Origin of the sequence: Alteromonas sp. AO-Serp (assembly GCF_017849675.1) — a bacterium.
GTDB classification, from domain to species: domain Bacteria; phylum Pseudomonadota; class Gammaproteobacteria; order Enterobacterales; family Alteromonadaceae; genus Alteromonas; species Alteromonas macleodii.
The window spans coordinates 1-21,159 of sequence record NZ_JAFLMX010000113.1 but is presented as its reverse complement, the minus strand read 5'-3'; the positions used below and the strand labels follow the sequence as shown (position 1 = coordinate 21,159).

The following is a 21,159-nucleotide window of genomic DNA, read 5'->3' as shown; positions in this document are numbered from 1 at the left end:
AATGTGTTTTTCCCAAGTGCAGATAGAGACCAGTTCGAAGTGTACCTGTGGACCAAAGAAGGGAGCAGCATCGACAACACAACGAGCTATGTTAAAAAAATAGATAGTGCTATTCGCATTGAGCAAGGCGTGAAACAAGTAAGTTGGTTAGTCGGGGGCTCTGCGCCGTCGGTGTACTACAACCAGATGATGACGCGTGACAACATGCCTTATTTCGCAAATGCTGTTGTGTCGACAGATACAGTGGATGACGCTGTTGCGCTAGTGGGCAAACTACAACAAGAGCTTGATAGCGCGTATCCAGAAGTACAAATTGTAGTGCGAGCCTTTGGGCAGGGTCCGCCTATTGCGGCGCCTGTTGAGGTAGAGATTTTCGGCCCTGATCTGAATGTGTTGAATGACCTAGGCGACAAAGTACGCATGTTAATGTCTGAAGTCGACGGCATTTCTCAGTCTATAACCAGCGTTTCAATGGGAGAACCCGAGCTTAAAATAAACGCGGACAGCGATAACCTGTCTTACTTGGGGCTTACGCTTTCCGAGCTTGCCAATCAAATGCAGATAAACTTTTCAGGTATTACCGGTGGTTCTGTTTTGGAAAGCACAGAAGAAATTCCTGTACGCGTAAGGCTAGACGAGGCGTATAGACAAAATGTAACGGGCGTAGACGCCATGCCAATTCCGGTTGCAGGAGACAATGCTATTTCTTGGTCGCCACTTGCTGCCGTAACAAACTTAACGCTTCAGCCTGCAACCAGCAGTATTACGCGCCTTGATGGCGAAAGGCTAAATCGTATTCAGGCGTTTTTGCTTCCTGGTGTCCCGGCCATTGATGCAAGTAATCATTTGCGAGATCTTCTCGAAAGTCGATTAATTCTTCCCGAAGGATATCGTATTCATTTAGCTGGAGACGCTGATGAACAGCAGCAAGCATTAGGTAAATTAGCGACCTATGCGCCGGTGCTGTTGGTTCTTATGGTAACTACGCTCATTCTGACTTTTACCAGCTTGCGCATGGCGGGTGTAATCGGATTAGTGGCAATACTTTCTGTAGGGCTGGGTATGTTCAGTCTTTGGATATCTGGATTGCCGGTTGGGTTTAATCCGCTGCTAGGTTGTGCAGGCCTTATTGGCGTAGCAATCAACGGATCGATAGTGGTCATTGCCGCTATCAACGCGAACCCCAAAGCAAAGCAGGGAGACACGAAAGCCATTGTTGAAGAAACCATGAGCTGCAGCCGCCATATTTTATCGACTACTTTCACAACGGTAGGTGGATTGATTCCTTTGCTATTGTTCAGTGAAGGTAGCTTTTGGCCGCCGTTGGCCGTGGTGCTGGCTGGTGGAGTAGGGTTCTCGGTAATCTTGTCGTTAGTCTTTACGCCAACTATAGTGGCGGCTTTTCAACGATACCGTTATAGAAATCACACATTGGCATAATTTTACGGTTAAACTATCCCTTTTTAACCCACGTATAAATTTGGCTTACTTAGCGTATGCGAAAATCAAATCCTCTTTTGCGTTGGTGGCAAACCGACTGCGTTAAGTGTAAACGCATGAGACTTTATATCGTTTGGGCCGTAATCATGTTGGTGGTGTATTTTTATGTCTGGTACTAGTGTCGAACCAATCTATATCCGAGCTGCCTCGAAAAGTAACGGTATTACTAGCCTAGTGCTGGGCTGTATCGGTTTGTGTATTGCGGCACTGTGGTTAGCCTTTCTTCCCGATTGGCTGTTCTTAGCGGGGATTTTTATCACCAGTGCCGCGTTAGTGTGCTTGCTCGTAGGGTACTTCAAAATTCGTGAGCCCGACTATAGTTTGGAAATAGCCAAAGACTATATCACTTATCGCCACCGTCTGGGCAGTTGGCGCATTCATTGGGACAACCTGCTGCGAGCAGATTGCCCCCGTGTTCGCCATGGGCTGGAGCATATTCCCCTTGAAACCATTGGTTTCAAAATCAAAAGTTACACGGATTTCCTCAATACGATTTCACCACGGCTTGCAACGCACTTGTTAATGGAGCAGCGGCCATTGCTAATGCAGAACACAGATGAGAATTGCGCCTCTGGAAGCTGTTATGAGCAATCTATGTTTGACGATAAGCAGTACGTTATGGAAGACGGGACTATCATTAAAGGCATTAAAGCTATGCTGGCACATCGTATGGTCGAGCTAAGAAAGCGCCTTGGGTATGATATTTTTATCGCGAGCTCAGAGCTAGATAGGGATGCTAGCGAGTTTGCAGGACTTATTGCTCAGTGCCAGAAAGCTAGGCAGTCTTCTGAAGCCAGCTAAGCTCATCGTAGCAATTAGACTTTATTCGCCTAGCTGCGGCTGTCCTTCAATTTACTCTCGTTAAGCACTTTCTTGGCTTCGGCAATAAGGGCTGGTAAGTTTTCCTCGACTAGCTTGTGCTGACCAAGTTTAAGTGAGCTCTCTGTTTCGTTGGCTAAATGCTGCATGCGCGGCAGACCTGTATAGCAACACGCACCGTGTAGTTTGTGAACTTCGGTCTTAAGCCCATTGTAATCTTGATCGTCCCAAAGCGCCGAAAGTGTCTCGATAGTTTCGGGCAGTAACGCAATAAAACTGTCTAACATTTCTTTTGCTGTATCTTGATTTTGATTCGCTCGTTTAAGTGCTAGCTGCCAGTCGATAGAGGGAAAGACGATTTCACCGGGCTCAACATTGTGGCACCACGAATTGATAAGCGTAATAAGTAGCTCAACCTCAATAGGCTTAGGTAAGTAATCGTCCATGCCAGAGGCAAGCAATCTTTCTTGCTCTTCTTTAAACGCGTGGGCTGTCACTGCCACTATTGGGGTACCCATATTCAACGGTGATTTACGAATTTCTCGGGTGGCCTGCAGTCCGTCCATGCCTGGCATCTGCACGTCCATGAGAATTAAGTCAAACTCTTGAGTCTGGCACTGATTGACGGCGTCTTGTCCACTGATCGTTGTGGTGAGCTCGACAGGAGAATGATCGAGCCACGTATGCAGCAGTTTAAGATTCATTTCCATGTCATCAACGGCAAGAATTTTAGCTTTTGGTAGCGTGCCTATTTTCTCTTGTATCGCATTTTTAGCTGGCGTTGTATTGTGGTGCACCAGGCTATCTAACTTGGTAAGCGTCATCGGCATACGCGCTTGTGAATGGAAATGTTGCGACAGGCTTGGGTATTGCGCAAAAGGTTCAGGGCCGGAATACCAAAGTATGCGCTTTTGCGCAGGGAATTGTACAAAACGACTTAAATACGTATCCCGCAATCCCATCTTACTTACCGGCACAGTTGCCATGAAAAAGTCGTACTGGCCTTTAAGTGACATCAAATAATCTAGTGATTCAACAGAGGTAACCTGCGCACCCAAAATCGATAACATGCTTGCACTTGAGCGACGTGTTGCAGGTACCGGGTCGAAAATAACCACGTTCTTACCTTTCCAGTCTTCACTACTAGTTAGCGCATATTTCTGGCTTAACTGGTTCATACGTAGTGATACGTTAAACGTAGAGCCTTGGCCTAATACACTTTTTAGCGTTAGATCACCGTTCATTAAGCGAACCAGCTCTCGACTGATCACGAGACCTAATCCAGTGCCTTGGTAATTACGGTTAAGGGCGTCGTCTACTTGCGAGAAGGCGTTAAATAGCTTTTTTCTGTCTTGTCGGCTTATTCCGATACCTGTGTCTTCAACGGTAATATTTACTTCGTGAATACCATGAGGAAGCGAGCGTCCGCTCACCGAAAACGTAATGGTGCCGCTGGACGTGAATTTAAGTGCATTACTTAACAAGTTATTGAGCACTTGCTTAATACGAAACACATCGCCAATGAGCTTTTCAGGGAGCGGGTGCAAATCAAATACAAATTCGATGCGCTTGCTGTGGGAAGATTTAGCCATGATAGTGACCATTTCTTCGAGCAGCTTATTGGGCGAGAAAGGCTGATTATTAATTTGCAGTTTACCGGCCTCAATCTTAGAAAAATCGAGGATATCGTTAACGATTGTTAGCAGGTTGTCCGCGGCCGTGTTTACAATTCTGACTTGCTCTTGCTGGTCAGTGGGCAGCGACGCATTGTTCAACTCTTTGCTGAACCCCAAGATAGCATTAAGAGGTGTGCGAATTTCATGGCTCATGTTGGCCAGAAATTGAGATTTAACGTTACTGGCTTTTATCGCATCTTTGCGCGCGATATCTAAACGGGCATTCTGCTCTTCAATGAGCTCCATGTTGTTGCGCAAATCATTTGTTGCTTGCTCAACTTCGCTTTCCAGCTGGCCTCTGCTTTTCTCCATTAATGCAAAGGAAAAGAGCCCTGCTTCTAAGAAAACACCCACCTGAAAACAATAGGTGGTGAAGTCGTTGGAAGGTAAAATTCCGATAAGGCTTAACATACCTATAATTGCGCCGGTGGCGAGCATACTCCATGCAAATATGAAGTAACGCGCGGGCTTAAACTTATTGAAAAATGCTTCGAACCCGGCGTAGATATAACTCAATATCGCCACAAGACCCACGCCGTATACTAGGTTGTTCTTCCAAATAGAAGGAAGCAGATCGACGAAGCACACCAGCCCTGTTAACGCTTGGCAAACCAACAATAAGTTAATGACAGGATGTGCCGTGGGAGCGTGCTTTTCCGTTTCCAAAAACGTCTTGGTAAAAAAGCCTGAGCTTATACCAATAATTACGAATATCAGCTCGGAATGCCCAACCAGCCAAGAGGGGATCCCCTGACTAAACAGCAAGTGCGTATGGCCGCCCCACACAAACTGCCACAAAATAACCGCAGCGATATAGCCAACATAGGCAATCAGACTTTTTTCCCGCACGCCAAAAAATAGAGCAAGGTTATAAATAGCGAGAATAAGCAATCCGCCGTAGAAAAAGCCCCAGAGCAAGCTGTCCATTTGGAAGTAGCTGCTATGTAGCGGTTCGGCTTGAATTCGAAGTGGTGCAATTAGGCTAGATGAGCGACTTTCAATGCGTATGTAAAGGTCGACAGGATCGCTATCAGGCAGCTCAACACGAAAGGTTGGAACACGAAAACGCTGTTCTTTTTGAGCTTTCCCCTGATGGCTTTGCTTTATTACCTTGCCGTTTTGCACCAAATAAAAATCAACACTGTCGAGTTGGCTGAAATTTATTGAGAACACCCAGTGTTTATCGTTTGAAACATTGGCAACAGAAGTGAGTAGCCACATGCCATTATTACGAAACCCAAAGTTAGGGTTGTCATGGGGATGCATAAGGAAGTCATTGCGTCTTCGTGATACATCGCTGATAGTAAGCTGATAATCGGTTTCAAATAAAAAATACAGAGAGTCTGATAAATCTAGCGTACTTTCTTCATCGAAGAGCTGCTCGATATGCTGCGCGCTGGCATTCGTAGGCAGGTGACTGCCTACAACAAGAAATAAAAAAAAGAATACGCGAAAGATAGCCATGATTATCTGTACTTACGTTACCGTTTGATTAGGGGCTTTATTATTTTTTAGTTTTACTGTAAGAGTGAAAATTGAACGGCAAATTTCACCCAATGCTATTTAACCACTCTCTTTGAAGAATAACAAAACAAACCCTCAACCCATACAATGAGTAAGACCCAAAAGTCGCGACAATTGGTTTCAAGGATTGCACACAAATGCGGTTTACCCCACAATAGCCTTTAACGCTCGGGAGCTTTCACTAAGTGGTGCGCTAAATTGTCCACAATCGACAGCCTAACTAGCACGAGCGCATTGGTATTAATAACAAAACGAAAAAACTATCATGAGTGACGAGATCATCATTAATCGCGATGGGGTAGAGCAACTTCCTCTTCGACGTTTCACCGAAGACGCTTATCTAAACTATTCCATGTACGTCATCATGGATCGTGCACTTCCACATATTTCGGATGGCTTAAAGCCTGTTCAGCGACGCATCATTTATGCGATGTCAGACCTAGGGTTAAATGCAAACGCCAAATATAAAAAATCGGCGAGAACCGTAGGTGATGTGCTGGGTAAGTTTCACCCTCACGGCGATTCTGCCTGTTATGAGGCGATGGTGCTCATGGCTCAGCCTTTCTCTTATCGCTACCCTTTAGTAGATGGTCAAGGTAACTGGGGTGCGCCGGATGATCCGAAATCGTTTGCTGCCATGCGTTATACGGAAGCTAAGCTCTCGTGCTTCTCTGAGGTGCTGCTGAATGAACTTGGACAAGGTACGGTAGATTGGGTACCTAATTTTGACGGTACGCTAAACGAGCCTAGCGTGCTTCCAGCTCGCTTGCCACATATCCTATTAAATGGCGTGACAGGGATTGCCGTTGGCATGGCGACGGATATTCCTCCTCACAACGTGAGAGAGTTGGCCAACGCGTGTGCCATGTTGTTAGACAACAGCAAAGCCGAGCTTAGCGATGTGCTAGAACACGTTAATGGACCTGACTATCCTACCGAAGCTGAAATTATTACGCCAAAGTCTGATATTCAAAAGCTGTACGAGACTGGGCGTGGTTCTATAAAAATGCGCGCGGTGTACATGGAAGAAAACGGTGATGTTGTTATTACCGCTCTACCTCACCAAGCGTCTGGTGCCAAGATACTAGAGCAAATTGCCGCGCAAATGCAGGCGAAAAAGTTACCGATGGTAAGCGATCTCCGAGACGAATCGGATCATGAAAATCCAACCCGTTTGGTGATTACGCCTCGCTCAAATCGCATCGATGTAACTCAGCTGATGCAGCATTTATTTGCAACTACCGACCTAGAGAAAAACTACCGGGTCAACTTGAATATGATTGGCCTAGACGGTCGCCCTCAGGTGAAAGACTTACGTACGATTTTGTCTGAATGGTTGCAGTACCGAAAAGATACTGTGACGCGCCGCTTGCAATACCGTTTAGATAAAGTGTTAGCGCGTTTACATATTTTAGAAGGTTTATTAATTGCGTTTTTGAATATCGATGAAGTTATCGAAATTATTCGCACGTACGACAAACCAAAACCAGAATTAATGGCGCGATTCGGTTTAAGTGACACACAAGCAGAGGCAATTCTGGAATTGAAGCTTCGTCACTTAGCCAAGTTAGAAGAAATGAAGATTAAAGGCGAGCAAGATGAACTTGCAGAAGAGCGCGACAAGCTCCAGCAGCTTTTAGGCTCAGATCGCCGCCTTAAAACCCTAATTAAGAAAGAAATCCTTGCAGACGCTGAAAAGTACGGTGACGACAGGCGTTCACCTATTGTTGAGCGTGGTGAAGCTAAAGCGCTGTCTGAAAAAGAGCTGGTACCTGCTGAGTCTGTAACCGTTGTGCTGTCAGAAAAGGGCTGGGCACGCTGTGCAAAAGGTCACGATATCGATGCGGAAGGTTTAAGCTACAAAGCTGGTGATGCCTATTTATCCAGCGCCGAAGGCAAGAGTAATCAGCCTGCCGTGTTTATGGACAGTTCAGGTCGTACTTTCTCTTGTGACGCTCACGGGTTGCCGTCTGCACGAAGTCAGGGGGAGCCGCTAACCGGGCGCTTCAGCATAGTGGGTGGCGAGTCATTCCAACACGTCATTATGGCGCAAGACGAAAGCAAATTCTTAGTAGGTTCTGATGCAGGTTACGGCTTCGTCGGCACATTTAAAGATATGGTGAGTAAGAACAAGGCGGGTAAAGCCTACTTATCATTGCCTACTGCGGCGAAAGTCATGAAACCAACACCGGTTACAAATCCAGACTCCGACTGGTGCCTAAGTATTTCTAATGAAGGTCGCATGCTCATGTTCCCACTACGCGACTTACCAAGTTTAGGTAAAGGGAAGGGGAACAAGCTTATCAATATTCCTTCTGCAAAATCGCAATCTCGAGAAGAGTACGTGAAGGTGCTTGCTGTTGTACCTGATGGTGCCGCAATTAAAGTGGGAGCCGGTAAGCGCAACATGACACTGACGGCTGACGACCTTACCCACTATCAGGGAGAAAGAGGCCGAAGAGGGAATAAATTACCGCGAGGACTACAGCGGGTTGATACGGTTGAAGTTGTCTTACCCAGCAAGGACGAAACATCTGAAGATTTGTCATAAAGTTTAAGTTGTTCTTATGCTTAGGTGAACTACACTCAAAAAGGGATTAGATGAGGAATTTACATGCTAGGCATAGTTTTTACATCGTTAATCGATATGCTCGAGGAGAAAGTTTCTCCTGAGTTTGCTGACGATGTCATCATGGAAGCTGGGTTAGAAAACGACGGCGCTTATACCGCAGTGGGCTATTACCCGTTTGAACAAATGCAACGCCTGTTAGGTGTGCTGGTGGAGAAAACGGGTAAGTCAGCTAACGAGCTACTCTACGATTTTGGCTATTACTTATTTGGTAAGTTAGGTGCAGTACATGGCGACGTGCTAGCCAATACAGAAGGCATGTTGGATATGCTGGAGCACTTGGACGGCGACATTCATGTTCAGGTTAAGAAGCTCTACCCAGACGCCGACCTACCCCGATTTACGGTGATATCCAGAACCGATAATACCATGCGCTTACAGTATTATTCTGAAAGAGAATTATATCCTTTAGCAGAAGGCTTGATGGACGCAGCCGCAGCTCACTACAACTGCACCCTGGAAAGGGAAACCCATCAACTAGATACGCCTCATACCTACGAATTTAGTATATCTCTCGTTTAACGGAGGCATGTTATGTCAGATGGAACAACGCATAGCACGCCTTCTGGTAGCGACCGTGCTGCGTTACTTGAAAGGCGTTTAAAGCGAGAGCGAAATGCGAGAGAGCAAGCCGAAGCTTTGCTGAGAGAAAAGACGCAAAGTTTGTATGCTACGCTTCAAAAAAGCCAAAGTGCACAGAAAGATTTGGAACTTGCACTATGGGCGTCGCAGGAGTCTTTTTGGAATTGGGAGGCAGAGAATGACATTATGGAATTTCGCTCATTCTCACTACATTCTGAAAGTGTATCTACCTGGTCAGGCACCTTAATTGAGCTTCTAGAGCGGGTACATGAGGACGATTTAGACGGCCTGCAGTTTCACTGGAGCATGGCGCTACACGGCAATCGTGACCGTATAGAGTTTTCCTTTCGCTTAAAGCTAGACAGCGATTTTCAGTGGGTAAGGCTGCGCGGGCGCGTGCTAAAGCGTGGAAAAGCGGGTGAAGCGCTTCATATTGTTGGCACCACAAAAGACATTACTCAGCAGCGCAAAGCCGAACAATCGTTTCACTTAATGGCCTCTGCTTTTGCGAGCTCACGTGAGCCCATGTTAGTACTCTCACCTGATCTTGTTATCACAGAATGTAACGATGCATATATTCAGCTGATTGCTGCGCCTTTCAAAGAGCAATGCATTGGTTTGGATTTCAACCAAATATTCATTGCTGAGAAAGTCGATAAAGTGCAGTTGGCGCTTGATAAACAAATTCGCTTCGAGTCGAAAGTGAAGACGCAAAACGGTGAAATTAAGGTTGTCGATATCTCGGTGGCTTTGTTTGAGACCTACCAGCAAACGTCATCTTATTTGATTGCCACAATGCGCGACATCAGCGATAGAAAACGCAACGAAGCCAAACTACGTCAACTGGCATTGCACGATGAGTTAACCGGCCTTTCCAATCGCAATTCGCTGCGTGAGTCCATCTCCGGGTTAGTACAAAAAGAACAGCACTTTATTTTGGTCTTTATTGATCTGGACGGGTTCAAAGCAATTAACGATAACGCAGGGCATGAAAGAGGGGATATTGAGCTTCAGCGCGTAGGAGCGCTCCTTACTGCCATATTCGGCCCGATAGGGGAAGTCGGCAGGTGGGGTGGTGATGAGTTTATTGCCGTATTGCCTAATCAGAATGTTGAGGAAATTGCTGAACGCTCTGAGCGGCTTATCAGCCAGATAGAAGAAGACGCCATAACCGTAAAAACGTCGGAGCTTAGGCTGTCTGCCAGTATTGGCATTGCTGAATTTCCAGAACATAGTGATAACCTAGAAAGCTTGGTGCAGTGTGCCGACGCCGCAATGTACCGTGCGAAAGAGCTGGGTAAAGGGCAAGCGTTTATTTACGAGTCAGGTCTCTATGAGAGCATGACCCAGCAGGTCAGTATGGTGAATGACTTGCGCAGAACAGTAGAGAACCACCTTCTCGATTTCTATATTCAGGGTAAATATGATCTAAACGGTGAGTTAAAAGGCGGTGAAGTACTGTGTCGCTGGATTTCAGGCTTACACGGTGTTGTATCGCCGGCAGTGTTTATTCCCATAGCAGAAGAGCACAAGCTGGACAGCGCCATTGGTCTTCAAGCGCTGGAAGCGGCATGTGATTACATTTCAATAATGGAATCGCAGCAGGGTGACGCCATTCCTTTGTCTGTGAATATCAGCGCTAATCAGATGCTTGACCCAGAATTTCCAAATCAGGCAATGTCTATCTGTATGGATAATGATGTGTCTCCCGAATTTATTGAACTAGAGCTCACTGAGTCGGTCTTTATTCGCGATGAAAAATCAGCACTTAGAGCATTAAACACGTTGAGAGATCATGGGTTTAGACTGTCTCTGGATGATTTTGGCAGTGGTTTTTCATCTCTTAGCTACTTGCGAAGTTTCCAGTTTGAAGTGGTTAAGGTGGATAAAAGCTTAATTCAGGGTATTCACCAAGATAGCAAAGCCAATGCGCTATTTAATGGTTTGATAGCCATGTTAAAGAGTTTGCAAATAGATGTGGTGGCTGAAGGCGTAGAGTTGGAGTCTTATTTGCCTTTTATGGAGCAGGCCGACATTCAGCTAATGCAGGGGTTTTACTTTGATAAACCAATGCCTTACGACCAGTTCTTGGCAAGGCATACTACAGAGCCTAATCGGTAATGTCTTCAGCTAAGCATAAACAAAAAAAGCCCTATCGGGCTTTTTTTAATGACTAAGCAAGCTCGTTACTTAGCATTAGTGCTTTCAAAGATTTTATCTGCCGATGCGGCAACAAAGCCTTTGTAAAGCTTACCATCAGGCATTTCATAGCGTTGTGCAAACTCGTAGAAGCAGCTTGGAATTGCCACAGTTTCGTCGCTAAACGCTACGTCAGCACGGTCAGCCATCGTTGAAGATTGCGCTAAAAATACATCTGGCCCACCTTTAATTTCGCCGCCAGAGGTGTTTAGCACAAAGCCTGCTTCTTTAAGCAATGTGTTTACGTCGGTAAGCTCGTCAGTACGGGTTAAGTGATTAACACTTACCGTAAAGTGGTTAGCACGGAAGCCCCATGCCGCCATCCACGCCGCGTATTCTGATTCGCTAAGCAGTGTGTCGTATTCTGCTTTAGTAACGTCCCAATGCTTACCCGAGTACAAGAAGTTATCTGCATCCACTACAGACTCAGGCATTTGATCAACCATCTTCTTGATAATTGCTTGAGCAGTTTCAGAAAGCTCATTTACACGAAGCTCACTAATAAATACTTTTGGTTTAGTATCGTCAGGGTGCTCGAAATGCTTTGCAGTAAGCTTTTTCGCTTCAAAGTCATAGTCGCCTTTAGCTTCATAACCCAATGCTAAGAAGTGCGCAGCAAGCTTGTCTAAGCGGGTTTTATCAAGAGCAAAAGTTCGAAAAGCTACATGGTCGTTAACGATGTCGTTCGTGTTTTCTTCACCCGCCAAAAGTGCATGAATTTTATGCGCTGAGGGAGTGATGGTAACGTAATCGTCCCACATGTTGCTAAACAACGTATCGATGTTGCTATGCATGGTGGTAGGGTCCTTTCTGTCGTTGACTATTTTTAAACGAATAGTTCGTATAGGGTTGGTACTAAACTGGCCGACACAAAAATCATGTCGGCCTTTTTATAACGTGAAAAGCTTGGGTTACATCGACAAGCCTGGGCTTAATTTGCCCGGCATAGTAACTTTATCAAGCTCAACTGAAGCAACTGGGTACGCACAGTAGTCGGCTGCATAAAACGCACTTGCTCTGTGGTTACCGCTGTCGCCCACGCCACCAAATGGCGCTGCGCTGCTTGCACCTGTAATAGGTCTATTCCAGTTTACGATGCCCGCGCGAATGCGTGCGAAGAAGTAGCGATAATCCTCTTCGTTGTCGCCTAGAAGACCTGCTGATAAGCCAAAGCTGGTGTTATTCGCTTCTGCGATAGCTGCGTCAAAATCGCTGTAACGAATCACTTTAAGTAGTGGACCAAAGTGTTCTTCGTCAGGCAGTGAAGCAAGCATGTCAGTCACATCAATGATGCCAGGAGTAGCAAAACCTTTGTTCTCGTCTTTTTGTTCAAGGCGAACCAGTACTTTACCACCAAGGTTTTCAAGCTCTTGCTGTGCTTTTACCATCAGTGCAGCGGCATTACTTGAGATCATTGCGCCCATAAATGGTTGATCTTCAGCGTCATAATCACCCACCTTAATATTCTTGGTCACTTCGATTAAGCGAGCAAGGATTGCATCACCCTGTGCATCGGCTGGTAAGAATAGGCGACGTGCACACGTGCAGCGTTGACCTGATGTAATGAAAGCAGATTGAACGATGTCATGTACGGCAGCATCAACGTCAGCCACATCCTTAACAATGAGTGGGTTGTTACCACCCATTTCAAGAGCCAAAATTTTACCTGGGTGACCTGCGAACTGCTCGTGCAAGATTTTTCCTGTGCGTGAGCTACCCGTAAAGAAAAGACCATCGATATCGTTATGCGACGCCAAAGCCTTACCTGTTTCAACTTCACCTTGTACTAGGTTGAGTACACCCGCTGGCAGGCCAGCAGCATCCCATAGCTTCACCATTTCTTGTGCAACCATAGGCGTCAAATCGCTTGGTTTAAACACAACTGTGTTACCTGCAATAAGGGCTGGAACAATGTGTCCGTTTGGCAGGTGGCCAGGGAAGTTGTATGGGCCAAATACAGCAACAACGCCGTGAGGCTTGTGTCGAATGAAGGCTTTACCTACAGGCATTGGGTTTTCAACGTTACCCGTGCGTTCAAAATAGGCTTTTTCAGAAATACCAATTTTGCCCATCATGGCGCCAACTTCAGTGGCAGTTTCCCATTCTGGCTTACCCGTTTCTTTAGCCATAACTTTGGCAAGGTGCGCTTTAGCTTCTTCTAGTTTAGTGCCATAAACCTTAATAATCTCAAGACGCTCTTCAACGGTTTTCATGCTCCATGCTGGAAGTGCAGCACGAGCAGCGTTAATTGCGTCATCAATTTGAGAGGCTGTCGCAGACTTACCTTCCCAAATCACTTCGTTTTTTGCAGGGTCAATTGACGCTAAGTCATGACCTTGTCCGGCAACCCATTCACCGTTGATAAAATGTGTATGTAGCATAGTGGGTGTCCTTTTAATCTCTGAATGTAACGGGGGCGAAGCGTACGTGCTCTCCCTCTTTGACATTCAATGCAGCAGCGGCTTGGCGAGATAGCACGGCAACTTGCTTTTCTTCGCTTACCGTCATCTCGGTGGCAACTGCACGAAAATCAGATACTGATGTATTAATGATGTAGTGCGTTTGCCCTTGGGCAGCAGCGCTATCGTCAATCACTACAGGCAGTTTTAAACTCGACTGAGCCGTGCGGATGTGGCTTAAGTTTGCTTCTACCGTCGGGCCTGCGTCGAAAATGTCTACATAGCCGCGGCAAGAAAAGCCTTCTTCTTCAAGAAGCTGAAGAGCAGGGCGTGTTTTGTCATGAACTTCGCCAATGACTTCTTGCGCTTCTTTGCTAAGCAGATTTACGTATATCGGGTACTTCGGCATAAGTTCAGCAATAAACACTTTATTACCAATGCCAGTTAAGTAGTCGGCAGTAGGAAAATCCATAGAGAAGAAATGGGTTTCCAACCACTCCCAAAACGGTGAGCGTCCTTCTTCGTCACTCACACCGCGCATTTCAGCAATAACTGTCTCTGAGAAGCGTTCACGGTGCTCCATCATGAACAAGAATCGAACCTTTGAAAGGAAGCGGCCGTTTATGCCGCCGCGGGCTTGTTCGCGAAGAAACAGCGTACATATTTCAGTAACACCGGTGTAGTCATTACAAAACGTTAGAATGTCTACCGTGTTGTGAATGTTAAGCTCGCGCGAGGCGTGCACTACTTTGCTTAGGTGGTAATGATAGAACGCATCGTCTATACCAACAGCCGCTTCAATACCTGTTGTTCCTACTACCTGTCCGGTAGTGGTATCTTCCATTACAAACAAGTATGACTCATCGCCAGGTTCGGTTACGTTTGGTTTGTTAAACGCAGTTTCTGCACGATCAATTTTACGCTGCAGCAACTCGTCGTTGACAGGTAAAGACGTAAAGCCAATACCTGATTCAACGGCGATTTCTTTAAGCGCGTTATAGTCGGCCTTCGTGATAGGGCGAATGATATTCATGTTCGCTACTCGTGTTGTAATTATTCGGCGTTTACAACGGCAGCAACGGCGCGTTCAAAACGTGCAAGACCTTCTTTGATGTCTTCATCAGGAATAACCAGGGAAGGTGCAAAACGAATAACGTTCATGCCAGCAACAAGACACATAAGGTTCTCTTTCGTTGCAGCCATCATGAAGTCACGTGCACGGCCTTGGTATTTCTCATTTAACGCACAACCTAACAGCATGCCTTGACCACGTACTTCTTCAAATACGTTGTACTTTTCATTGATAGCACCTAGTAGTTCACGGAATAGGGCTTCTTTCTTAAGTACACCTTCAAGCACTTCTGGCTGGTTCACGATATCTAACGCTTTTTCCGCAACAGCACAGGCTAGTGGGTTACCACCGTAAGTACTACCGTGGGTACCTGGCTTAAGGTGTGCAGCGATGTCTGCTGTGGTAAGCATGGCACCAATTGGAAAGCCGCCACCAAGAGATTTTGCGGTTGTTAGGATATCAGGTGTTACGCCAAGACCCATGTAGGCATAAAGGTGACCAGTACGACCAACACCCGACTGAACTTCGTCAAAAATAAGTAATGCGTTGTGCTTGTCACAAAGTTCGCGAACGCCTTTTACGAAATCTACATCAGGTGGAATAATACCGCCTTCACCCTGAAGCGGTTCCATCATTACCGCGCAGGTTTTGTCAGAAATTAGCGCTTCAAAGGCAGCTAAATCGTTGTAGTCACAGTGGTCAACAGCGCCTGGCTTAGGACCAAAACCGTCAGAGTAAGCAGCTTGACCACCTACTGTTACGGTAAAGAAGGTACGGCCGTGGAAACCTTTGTTGAAAGCGATGATTTTGTTTTTGTCTTCACCGTGCTTGTCCAGCGCCCAGCGACGAGCTAGCTTCAATGCTGCTTCGTTCGCTTCTGCGCCTGAGTTTGCGAAGTAAACTCTATCTGAAAACGTTGCGTCATTTAGCTTTTTAGCTAAACGAAGGGCTGGCTCGTTAGTGAAAACGTTGCTTAAGTGCCAAAGCTTGCTGCCTTGTTCATTAAGAGCTTTCACAAGCTCTGGGTGACAGTGACCTAAAACGTTAACTGCAATACCGCCTGCAAAGTCGATGTACTCAGCTCCATCTTGATCCCATACGCGTGAACCTTCACCTCGAACAGGTACCATACCTGCTGGGTTATAGTTAGGAACCATTACATCATCAAATGTAGCGCGAGTTACGTTCATCTTTGTTACCTCTGCGTTGGGCGCCAATCACACTGTGTGATTTGGCCTATCGAATCTATGAGCACATTTTAGTACTACTTTGGTCGATAAGCGTTAATTGGGCGCGTAAAAACTAATCGGATTTGTTCAGCAGTATGCCATTTTTTTTAACATTTGTCTTCTATGCAAAGGGCTGCAGCCCTTTATTTATAAGGACTGTGGCTTAATTTGCAGGAAAAGTGAATAACTATTAACTACTGGGCTATATCAATTAGTAATAATCAATTTTTGCGCTGAGAAAAGGGCTGCATACGGGTTTTAATGCACTGTGAGGCAATAAAAAAGGGGGGATAGGACTGGAAGCCTTACCTGTTTAATGTCGCTAAAAACGGGCAAGGCATTGAGCAACCGTCAATAATTTGGGGCATCATGCACATGAAATGAAAAAGGTGCATAACGAGTGCATGAATATCCACTAAAAAATTAATGATTCTCTTCGTTTTTCACCAAAGGAAGGGTGAAAATATCAATGGTTTTGAGTTTTTCGAGTGCACCTGCAGGGTAGCGTTGCTCCATGAAAAGCGGCTTTACTTCTTTCATTTCAACAAGCTTTAACTGATGTAACATCCGAATTTGTGTGTAGGTTCGGGCTTGATGAAGTACCTTACTGAGTGTTTTAGGCTGTGCGGGTACTTTATCGGCACACGCTCGCATCGGTTCTGCAATAGGCAAGCGCATTAAATGCATCCACTCCAGAATATCCGCGCTGATTGCATCTGCGAATTCTTGCTGTAGTGCAATAAGGTGGTTGGCTGAAGGAGCCACTTTGAGTAGCGCTTCATGTCGCTTTTGCTCTTTGTCTTTCTGGCATTCTTGCAACAGATGTAGCTGAATTTTATCGAACAGTTTGAAGTAAAGTCTTGTTACGACACAACGCCCCAAATTACTAAGCATCGCAAGGGTATAAGCCTGGTTTTTGTTTAAATCCGTAAGTGCTGCAAGGCGTTTCGCCGTTATGGCAACGCCAGTCGTATAAGGCGTAAGCTTTTGTTTAATTAGCGGGTAAGGGTCGGTAATCTGAGGCATAGCGCGCTTTAAAATGAGCGACGGTATCAATGTGCGTAGGTTTTCAATACCCAAAAAGCTCAATGCTGTGCGCAGTGTCTCTACCACAATGATACGCCCACGGGAGTCTTTGCGTCTAAATTGTGGAGTATTCACCACAACGATTAGTTCATCATAAAGCCATGGCATGGTTGCGGCAATTGGCTCTAGTTTCGAAACCGAGCATGCTTTCACGGAAAGTGCATCAAGAAGCTCGCCGATGTTTTCGGGCAAGTTAAGTACGTTTTGAACGAGTTCGTCGGTATAGCCTAGCTGCTCTGTTAATTCACCTAGAAGGATCTCGTGAAGATGGTGACTCACTGATTCAAGGTATGACGCTTCGGTTTTCTCTTGAAGGCGCTTGTTTTCAATCGCCACTTTTTCAACGTGCAGTAGCAGCCTGCGCGCATCACCTTGCTCCGATTGCTCGAAGCTTACCTCTCCCACCTTGCGCCTTCCCAGCATTTCCAGCACTCGCTCTGGCGATATGATCATATTTTCAAAACGATCATCTATCGTGGGCGGTGTGGTTGCCCCCATTGTCATATTAAAAGCACTCCTGCTCATAACTTTTTGGTGAACGGCAATATTATCGTACATCAGGGGCCTTTATTACTTTCGCTACGGTAATGATGAAAATGGTAGCTACAACTTGAAAGCAAGCCTTATTTACCCTGCAACTGTTGATATTGCGTGTGCGATGCTTCGTATAATCTTTATTCAGCGCATTGGCTAAAACGAATTATGAAAAGTTAAACGAAAAATCAGTGAATTGCGAGTAATTCTGGCCTTCAAGCGTAACCTTTTACGCTATAAAAGCGTATCGGCATCAAACTCGTATACTTAAATTGATTTAAACTGAAGAAACGCATCCAGTACGCTATGACCGTGTTCGGTAAGTAGTGACTCGGGGTGGTACTGTACGCCCCAAATAGGGTGATGATTATGGGAAATTGCCATGATTTCCTTTGTGCCCTTTGCGGTTTCACACCATGCATCAACACTCAGTGAGGCAGGTAGCGATGCGGGATCTAAAACCAATGAGTGGTAGCGCGTCACGTTAAACGGGTTAGGTAAGCCTTTGAACAGGCCACTGTTGCGGTGTGTTAGGGGTGAAATTTTTCCATGCTTAATCTCTTGTGCACCTACTACCTTGGCACCAAACACTTGACCTATAGCTTGATGACCCAGGCATACACCTAAAATAGGAATCTTGCCTGCAAAATGTTCAATCGCAGATAAGCTGATGCCTGCTTCGTTTGGCGTGCATGGTCCCGGTGAAATAACTAACTGTGAAGGCGCTAAGCGAGATATGTCGTTTAAGGTCAGTGCGTTATTTCGCACCACTTCAACGTCGACGCTGAGCTCAGTGAAATACCGAGCGAGGTTATGAGTGAACGAATCGAAGTTATCAATTAACAGCAACACAGCAGTGCTAATCCTTGGAATTTCTAAGTTGCGAAGGTTTTAGCCATGAAGGATAAAATGAACCCTTCATGGCTTGTAGCAAGATGTTGGAATCCGGCTGTTATGGCTTTGGAATAAAGCCGACTGCTTTGTATACTTTAGCCAAAGTTTCAGCCGCTCGCGCTGACGCTTTCTCAGCACCCTGACGCATTACGTCGTCAAGATATGCTCTGTCTGCGCGAATTTCAGCATAGCGGGCCTGAATTGGTTCAAGTAGAGCAACCACAGCGTCTGCAACATCACCTTTAAGGTGGCCATACATTTTGTCGGTATATTCAGGCTCAAGCTCTTTAATTGATTTACCCGTCGCAAGCGAAAGTAGAGTCAGTAAGTTAGACACGCCTGGCTTTTCAGTTGGGTTAAAGTAGATATTAGCTTGCTCGTCAGAGTCGGTCACGGCACGTTTGATTTTCTTGGCCAACTTCTTAGGATCTTCTAATAAGCCGATGAAGTTATTCGGGTTGTTGTCAGACTTAGACATCTTCTTTTCAGGCTCTTGAAGGCTCATGATGCGCGCGCCAAAGTCTGGGATATACGGGTCAGGTAGACGAAATACATCGCCGTATAGATTGTTAACACGTGTAGCAATGTCACGAGTTAATTCAAGGTGCTGCTTCTGATCTTCACCTACCGGTACTTTATCTGCTTGGTATAGCAAAATATCTGCTGCTTGGAGTACAGGGTAGCTGTATAAGCCTACATTAATGTTATTTTCGTTCTTCGCAGACTTATCTTTGAATTGAGTCATGCGATTAAGCTCACCCATTTGGGCGTAACAATTCAATACCCAAGATAGCTGTGCATGTTCAGGCACATGGGATTGCAAAAACAGAGTACTTTTTTGTGGATCAATACCGCAAGCAAGGTAAAGAGAAAGGCCGTCCAGACAAGCTTCAGCAAGCTGCTTAGGGTCTTGTCGTACAGTAATGGCATGCAAATCCACGATCATATATAAGCAGTCGTGGTCATCTTGCATGGAAACCCACTGTTTAAGTGCACCCATGTAATTGCCAAGGGTAAGTTGTCCTGAAGGCTGACAGCCACTTAATACAACGGGTTTATTACTCATTTCTTTTTACCTGTAATACGTTAAATACTGTGAAAATAAAGCTTGGGAAAATAAAGCTTCAAAAATTATGCTTTAGACAGTGCCGCTAGTTCGTTGCGCATTTGCTCAATGACATCGCTGTAGTCGGGTTGAGAAAAAATAGCCGAACCAGCCACAAACATATCCGCGCCCGCTTCCGCTATTTCGCGAATGTTATCGACTTTTACGCCACCGTCAATTTCAATTCGAATATCGTAGCCGCTTTCTAATACACGCTGTTTCACCGCGCGTACTTTATCTAAGGTGCTAGGAATAAACTTTTGACCACCAAACCCTGGGTTAACCGACATAATAAGAATGTGGTGCAGTTTGTCCATGACGTGGTCAAGGTAATGTAGTGGCGTTGCTGGGTTAAATACGAGCCCCGGCTTGCAACCTGCATCGATAATAAGCTGTAGAGAGCGGTCTATGTGCTCAGACGCTTCTGGGTGAAAACTAATATAGCTGGCCCCTGCATTCGCGAATTTTTCAATTAAGTCATCTACGGGCTTCACCATTAGGTGCACATCAATGGGAGCGGTAATGCCGTAGTTTCTTAACGCCTCGCAAATCATTGGCCCAAACGTAAGATTGGGTACATAGTGGTTATCCATTACATCGAAATGCACCACATCAGCGCCAGCCTCTAATACCTTTTCTACGTCTTCGCCAAGTCGAGCGAAGTCGGCCGATAGTATTGATGGAGCAATTAGGAATGGTTTCATTGCATGTCCTTTCATTCTAAAAACAACAAGGTGCGTTGCCACTTACGTTTCACCTTTGCGAAAGTTTACCCAAATCCGTGCTTCTTTACTACGCAAAGGGTTAATCAGCGTTAATTTCACGGAAATTTAAGATAAACGGACTTTGCCAGAACATTGCCCAATTTTGGTGAGTGCGCGTTATGTTGGTGCATTTTTATGCAGCGTTTTTTTATTTCGGTGACAGCGGATGAATTTTTTAAGTGAAATAATGTTTTTAATTTCAATTGTTTAATTTATTTTTTGCGAGTTTTTTTGATGAACCATAAATGGGCATCAACTTTGCGTTATCCAGTCCAAAAAAAGAAAACACAGACAGAAAAAACGAATTACAACAAGTTTTAATTTGACTGGAGAACACACATGAAAACATCTACAAAAAGAACAATACTTGCCGCTGCTATTTCTTCAGCGTGTCTGTTAACAGCCATGCCTAGCTATGCAGAAGGTTCATTCACTGCTAACGCTAGTGCAACCAGTAACTACATCTGGCGTGGTCTAACACAAACAACTAACGAAGCCGCAGTACAGGGTGGTATCGATTACGCGCATGAAAGTGGTTTTTATGCGGGTACATGGGCGTCGAACGTAAGCTATGCATCAGATGATATTTATTCTTACGAGCATGACGTATATTTTGGATACTCAGGCGAGTCTGACGGCATTGCATATGACTTCGGCTACCTATACTACAACTATGACGCAGAAGCTGAATTCGATTTCGCAGAGATCTACGGTTCAGTAGGCATGGGTGGAGTAAGCGTAACAGTTTATCTACTTGCGCACACCGAAGCTGACGAAGCAGAAGGCCAAGATTTCGGCTTTGGCCAGGCTTACTACGCATCTTTTGATTACACCACAGAAATTTTGAATGGCACTGAGTTGACTCTACATGCTGGTTATCACAGCGGTGACTTTGTTGAAGCTTTCAACTTTGGCGACGGTGAGACTGACAGCTATGCAGACTACGGCGTAAGCATTGCGAAAGATGGTTTCAGCTTTGCTGTAACTGGGACGAACTTAGATGATGTTGGTGCTGACGCACTAGATAACGACGAGTTGAAATTCACTGTAGCTTACTCAGTAGATTTCGAACTTTAAAAGTTAAGTTAAGAGGCCTAAGGATAGGCCTCTTAACTTAAACGTTGAGTACTAAAAGCCTAATGTGTTT

At 45.4% G+C, this 21,159-nt stretch carries 15 protein-coding genes; 6 read left to right on the top strand and 9 right to left on the bottom strand.

Features of this window, described 5'->3' with window-relative positions:
• Positions 1–1,440: efflux RND transporter permease subunit (locus QVA83_RS08640; protein WP_287498356.1), on the top strand; the 1,440-nt coding region annotated here is incomplete at its 5' end.
• A 165-nt stretch (positions 1,441–1,605) separates the two neighbouring features.
• Entirely contained in the window at positions 1,606–2,301 is a 696-nt protein-coding gene (locus QVA83_RS08635) for a DUF2982 domain-containing protein (RefSeq protein WP_075177774.1), read from the top strand.
• A gap of 29 nt (positions 2,302–2,330) precedes the next feature.
• On the opposite strand, the gene QVA83_RS08630 is transcribed toward QVA83_RS08635, so the two are convergent.
• Positions 2,331–5,459: a hybrid sensor histidine kinase/response regulator gene (locus QVA83_RS08630; RefSeq protein ID WP_156077802.1), complete on the bottom strand. Its 3,129-nt coding sequence runs from the start codon at positions 5,457–5,459 to the stop codon at positions 2,331–2,333.
• A 325-nt stretch (positions 5,460–5,784) separates the two neighbouring features.
• On the opposite strand from QVA83_RS08630, the gene parC reads away from it, so the two are divergent.
• From parC to QVA83_RS08615, 3 genes are all read left to right on the top strand, one after another.
• Positions 5,785–8,070: a DNA topoisomerase IV subunit A gene (gene parC / locus QVA83_RS08625; protein WP_061439217.1), complete on the top strand. Its 2,286-nt coding sequence runs from the start codon at positions 5,785–5,787 to the stop codon at positions 8,068–8,070.
• Between the two features lie 63 nt (positions 8,071–8,133).
• Positions 8,134–8,670 (top strand): heme NO-binding domain-containing protein, encoded by a 537-nt coding sequence (locus QVA83_RS08620; RefSeq protein ID WP_014948016.1) that lies wholly within the window; start codon positions 8,134–8,136, stop codon positions 8,668–8,670.
• A gap of 12 nt (positions 8,671–8,682) precedes the next feature.
• Complete coding sequence (locus tag QVA83_RS08615) at positions 8,683–10,851, top strand: putative bifunctional diguanylate cyclase/phosphodiesterase (protein ID WP_239239556.1); 2,169 nt, start codon at positions 8,683–8,685, stop codon at positions 10,849–10,851.
• A gap of 65 nt (positions 10,852–10,916) precedes the next feature.
• Here QVA83_RS08615 and QVA83_RS08610 read toward each other — a convergent pair whose 3' ends face one another.
• The 8 genes from QVA83_RS08610 to rpe all read right to left on the bottom strand — a co-directional run bounded on the left by QVA83_RS08610 (position 10,917) and on the right by rpe (position 19,952).
• Positions 10,917–11,723: a DUF1338 domain-containing protein gene (locus tag QVA83_RS08610; protein WP_014948018.1), complete on the bottom strand. Its 807-nt coding sequence runs from the start codon at positions 11,721–11,723 to the stop codon at positions 10,917–10,919.
• A 117-nt stretch (positions 11,724–11,840) separates the two neighbouring features.
• Positions 11,841–13,310: a succinylglutamate-semialdehyde dehydrogenase gene (gene astD / locus QVA83_RS08605; protein ID WP_014975473.1), complete on the bottom strand. Its 1,470-nt coding sequence runs from the start codon at positions 13,308–13,310 to the stop codon at positions 11,841–11,843.
• Between the two features lie 13 nt (positions 13,311–13,323).
• Entirely contained in the window at positions 13,324–14,361 is a 1,038-nt protein-coding gene (astA, locus tag QVA83_RS08600) for an arginine N-succinyltransferase (protein WP_014948020.1), read from the bottom strand.
• A 20-nt stretch (positions 14,362–14,381) separates the two neighbouring features.
• Positions 14,382–15,590, bottom strand: a complete 1,209-nt coding sequence (locus QVA83_RS08595) for an aspartate aminotransferase family protein (RefSeq protein WP_156077803.1) — start codon at positions 15,588–15,590, stop codon at positions 14,382–14,384.
• 462 nt (positions 15,591–16,052) lie between these two features.
• Positions 16,053–17,219, bottom strand: a complete 1,167-nt coding sequence (locus QVA83_RS08590; RefSeq protein WP_014978114.1) for an HDOD domain-containing protein — start codon at positions 17,217–17,219, stop codon at positions 16,053–16,055.
• A gap of 297 nt (positions 17,220–17,516) precedes the next feature.
• Positions 17,517–18,101 carry an anthranilate synthase component II gene (locus QVA83_RS08585; RefSeq protein WP_156077804.1) on the bottom strand — a complete coding sequence of 195 codons (585 nt, stop codon included), beginning with the start codon at positions 18,099–18,101 and terminating at the stop codon, positions 17,517–17,519.
• A 100-nt stretch (positions 18,102–18,201) separates the two neighbouring features.
• Positions 18,202–19,209: a tryptophan--tRNA ligase gene (gene trpS / locus QVA83_RS08580; RefSeq protein WP_039225099.1), complete on the bottom strand. Its 1,008-nt coding sequence runs from the start codon at positions 19,207–19,209 to the stop codon at positions 18,202–18,204.
• Between the two features lie 65 nt (positions 19,210–19,274).
• Positions 19,275–19,952 carry a ribulose-phosphate 3-epimerase gene (gene rpe, locus QVA83_RS08575; RefSeq protein ID WP_156077805.1) on the bottom strand — a complete coding sequence of 226 codons (678 nt, stop codon included), beginning with the start codon at positions 19,950–19,952 and terminating at the stop codon, positions 19,275–19,277.
• A gap of 399 nt (positions 19,953–20,351) precedes the next feature.
• On the opposite strand from rpe, the gene QVA83_RS08570 reads away from it, so the two are divergent.
• A complete protein-coding gene (locus tag QVA83_RS08570) occupies positions 20,352–21,089 on the top strand; it encodes a TorF family putative porin (protein ID WP_287498355.1) in 738 nt (245 codons plus the stop codon).
• Positions 21,090–21,159: the final 70 nt, after the last annotated feature.

Coding starts and splice junctions, on each gene's coding strand:
- QVA83_RS08635 (WP_075177774.1), top strand. CDS start 1,606: ATGTCTGGTACTAGTGTCGAACCAATCTATATCCGAGCTGCCTCGAAA.
- QVA83_RS08630 (WP_156077802.1), bottom strand. CDS start 5,459: ATGGCTATCTTTCGCGTATTCTTTTTTTTATTTCTTGTTGTAGGCAGT.
- parC (WP_061439217.1), top strand. CDS start 5,785: ATGAGTGACGAGATCATCATTAATCGCGATGGGGTAGAGCAACTTCCT.
- QVA83_RS08620 (WP_014948016.1), top strand. CDS start 8,134: ATGCTAGGCATAGTTTTTACATCGTTAATCGATATGCTCGAGGAGAAA.
- QVA83_RS08615 (WP_239239556.1), top strand. CDS start 8,683: ATGTCAGATGGAACAACGCATAGCACGCCTTCTGGTAGCGACCGTGCT.
- QVA83_RS08610 (WP_014948018.1), bottom strand. CDS start 11,723: ATGCATAGCAACATCGATACGTTGTTTAGCAACATGTGGGACGATTAC.
- astD (WP_014975473.1), bottom strand. CDS start 13,310: ATGCTACATACACATTTTATCAACGGTGAATGGGTTGCCGGACAAGGT.
- astA (WP_014948020.1), bottom strand. CDS start 14,361: ATGAATATCATTCGCCCTATCACGAAGGCCGACTATAACGCGCTTAAA.
- QVA83_RS08595 (WP_156077803.1), bottom strand. CDS start 15,590: ATGAACGTAACTCGCGCTACATTTGATGATGTAATGGTTCCTAACTAT.
- QVA83_RS08590 (WP_014978114.1), bottom strand. CDS start 17,219: ATGACAATGGGGGCAACCACACCGCCCACGATAGATGATCGTTTTGAA.
- trpS (WP_039225099.1), bottom strand. CDS start 19,209: ATGAGTAATAAACCCGTTGTATTAAGTGGCTGTCAGCCTTCAGGACAA.
- rpe (WP_156077805.1), bottom strand. CDS start 19,952: ATGAAACCATTCCTAATTGCTCCATCAATACTATCGGCCGACTTCGCT.
- QVA83_RS08570 (WP_287498355.1), top strand. CDS start 20,352: ATGAAAACATCTACAAAAAGAACAATACTTGCCGCTGCTATTTCTTCA.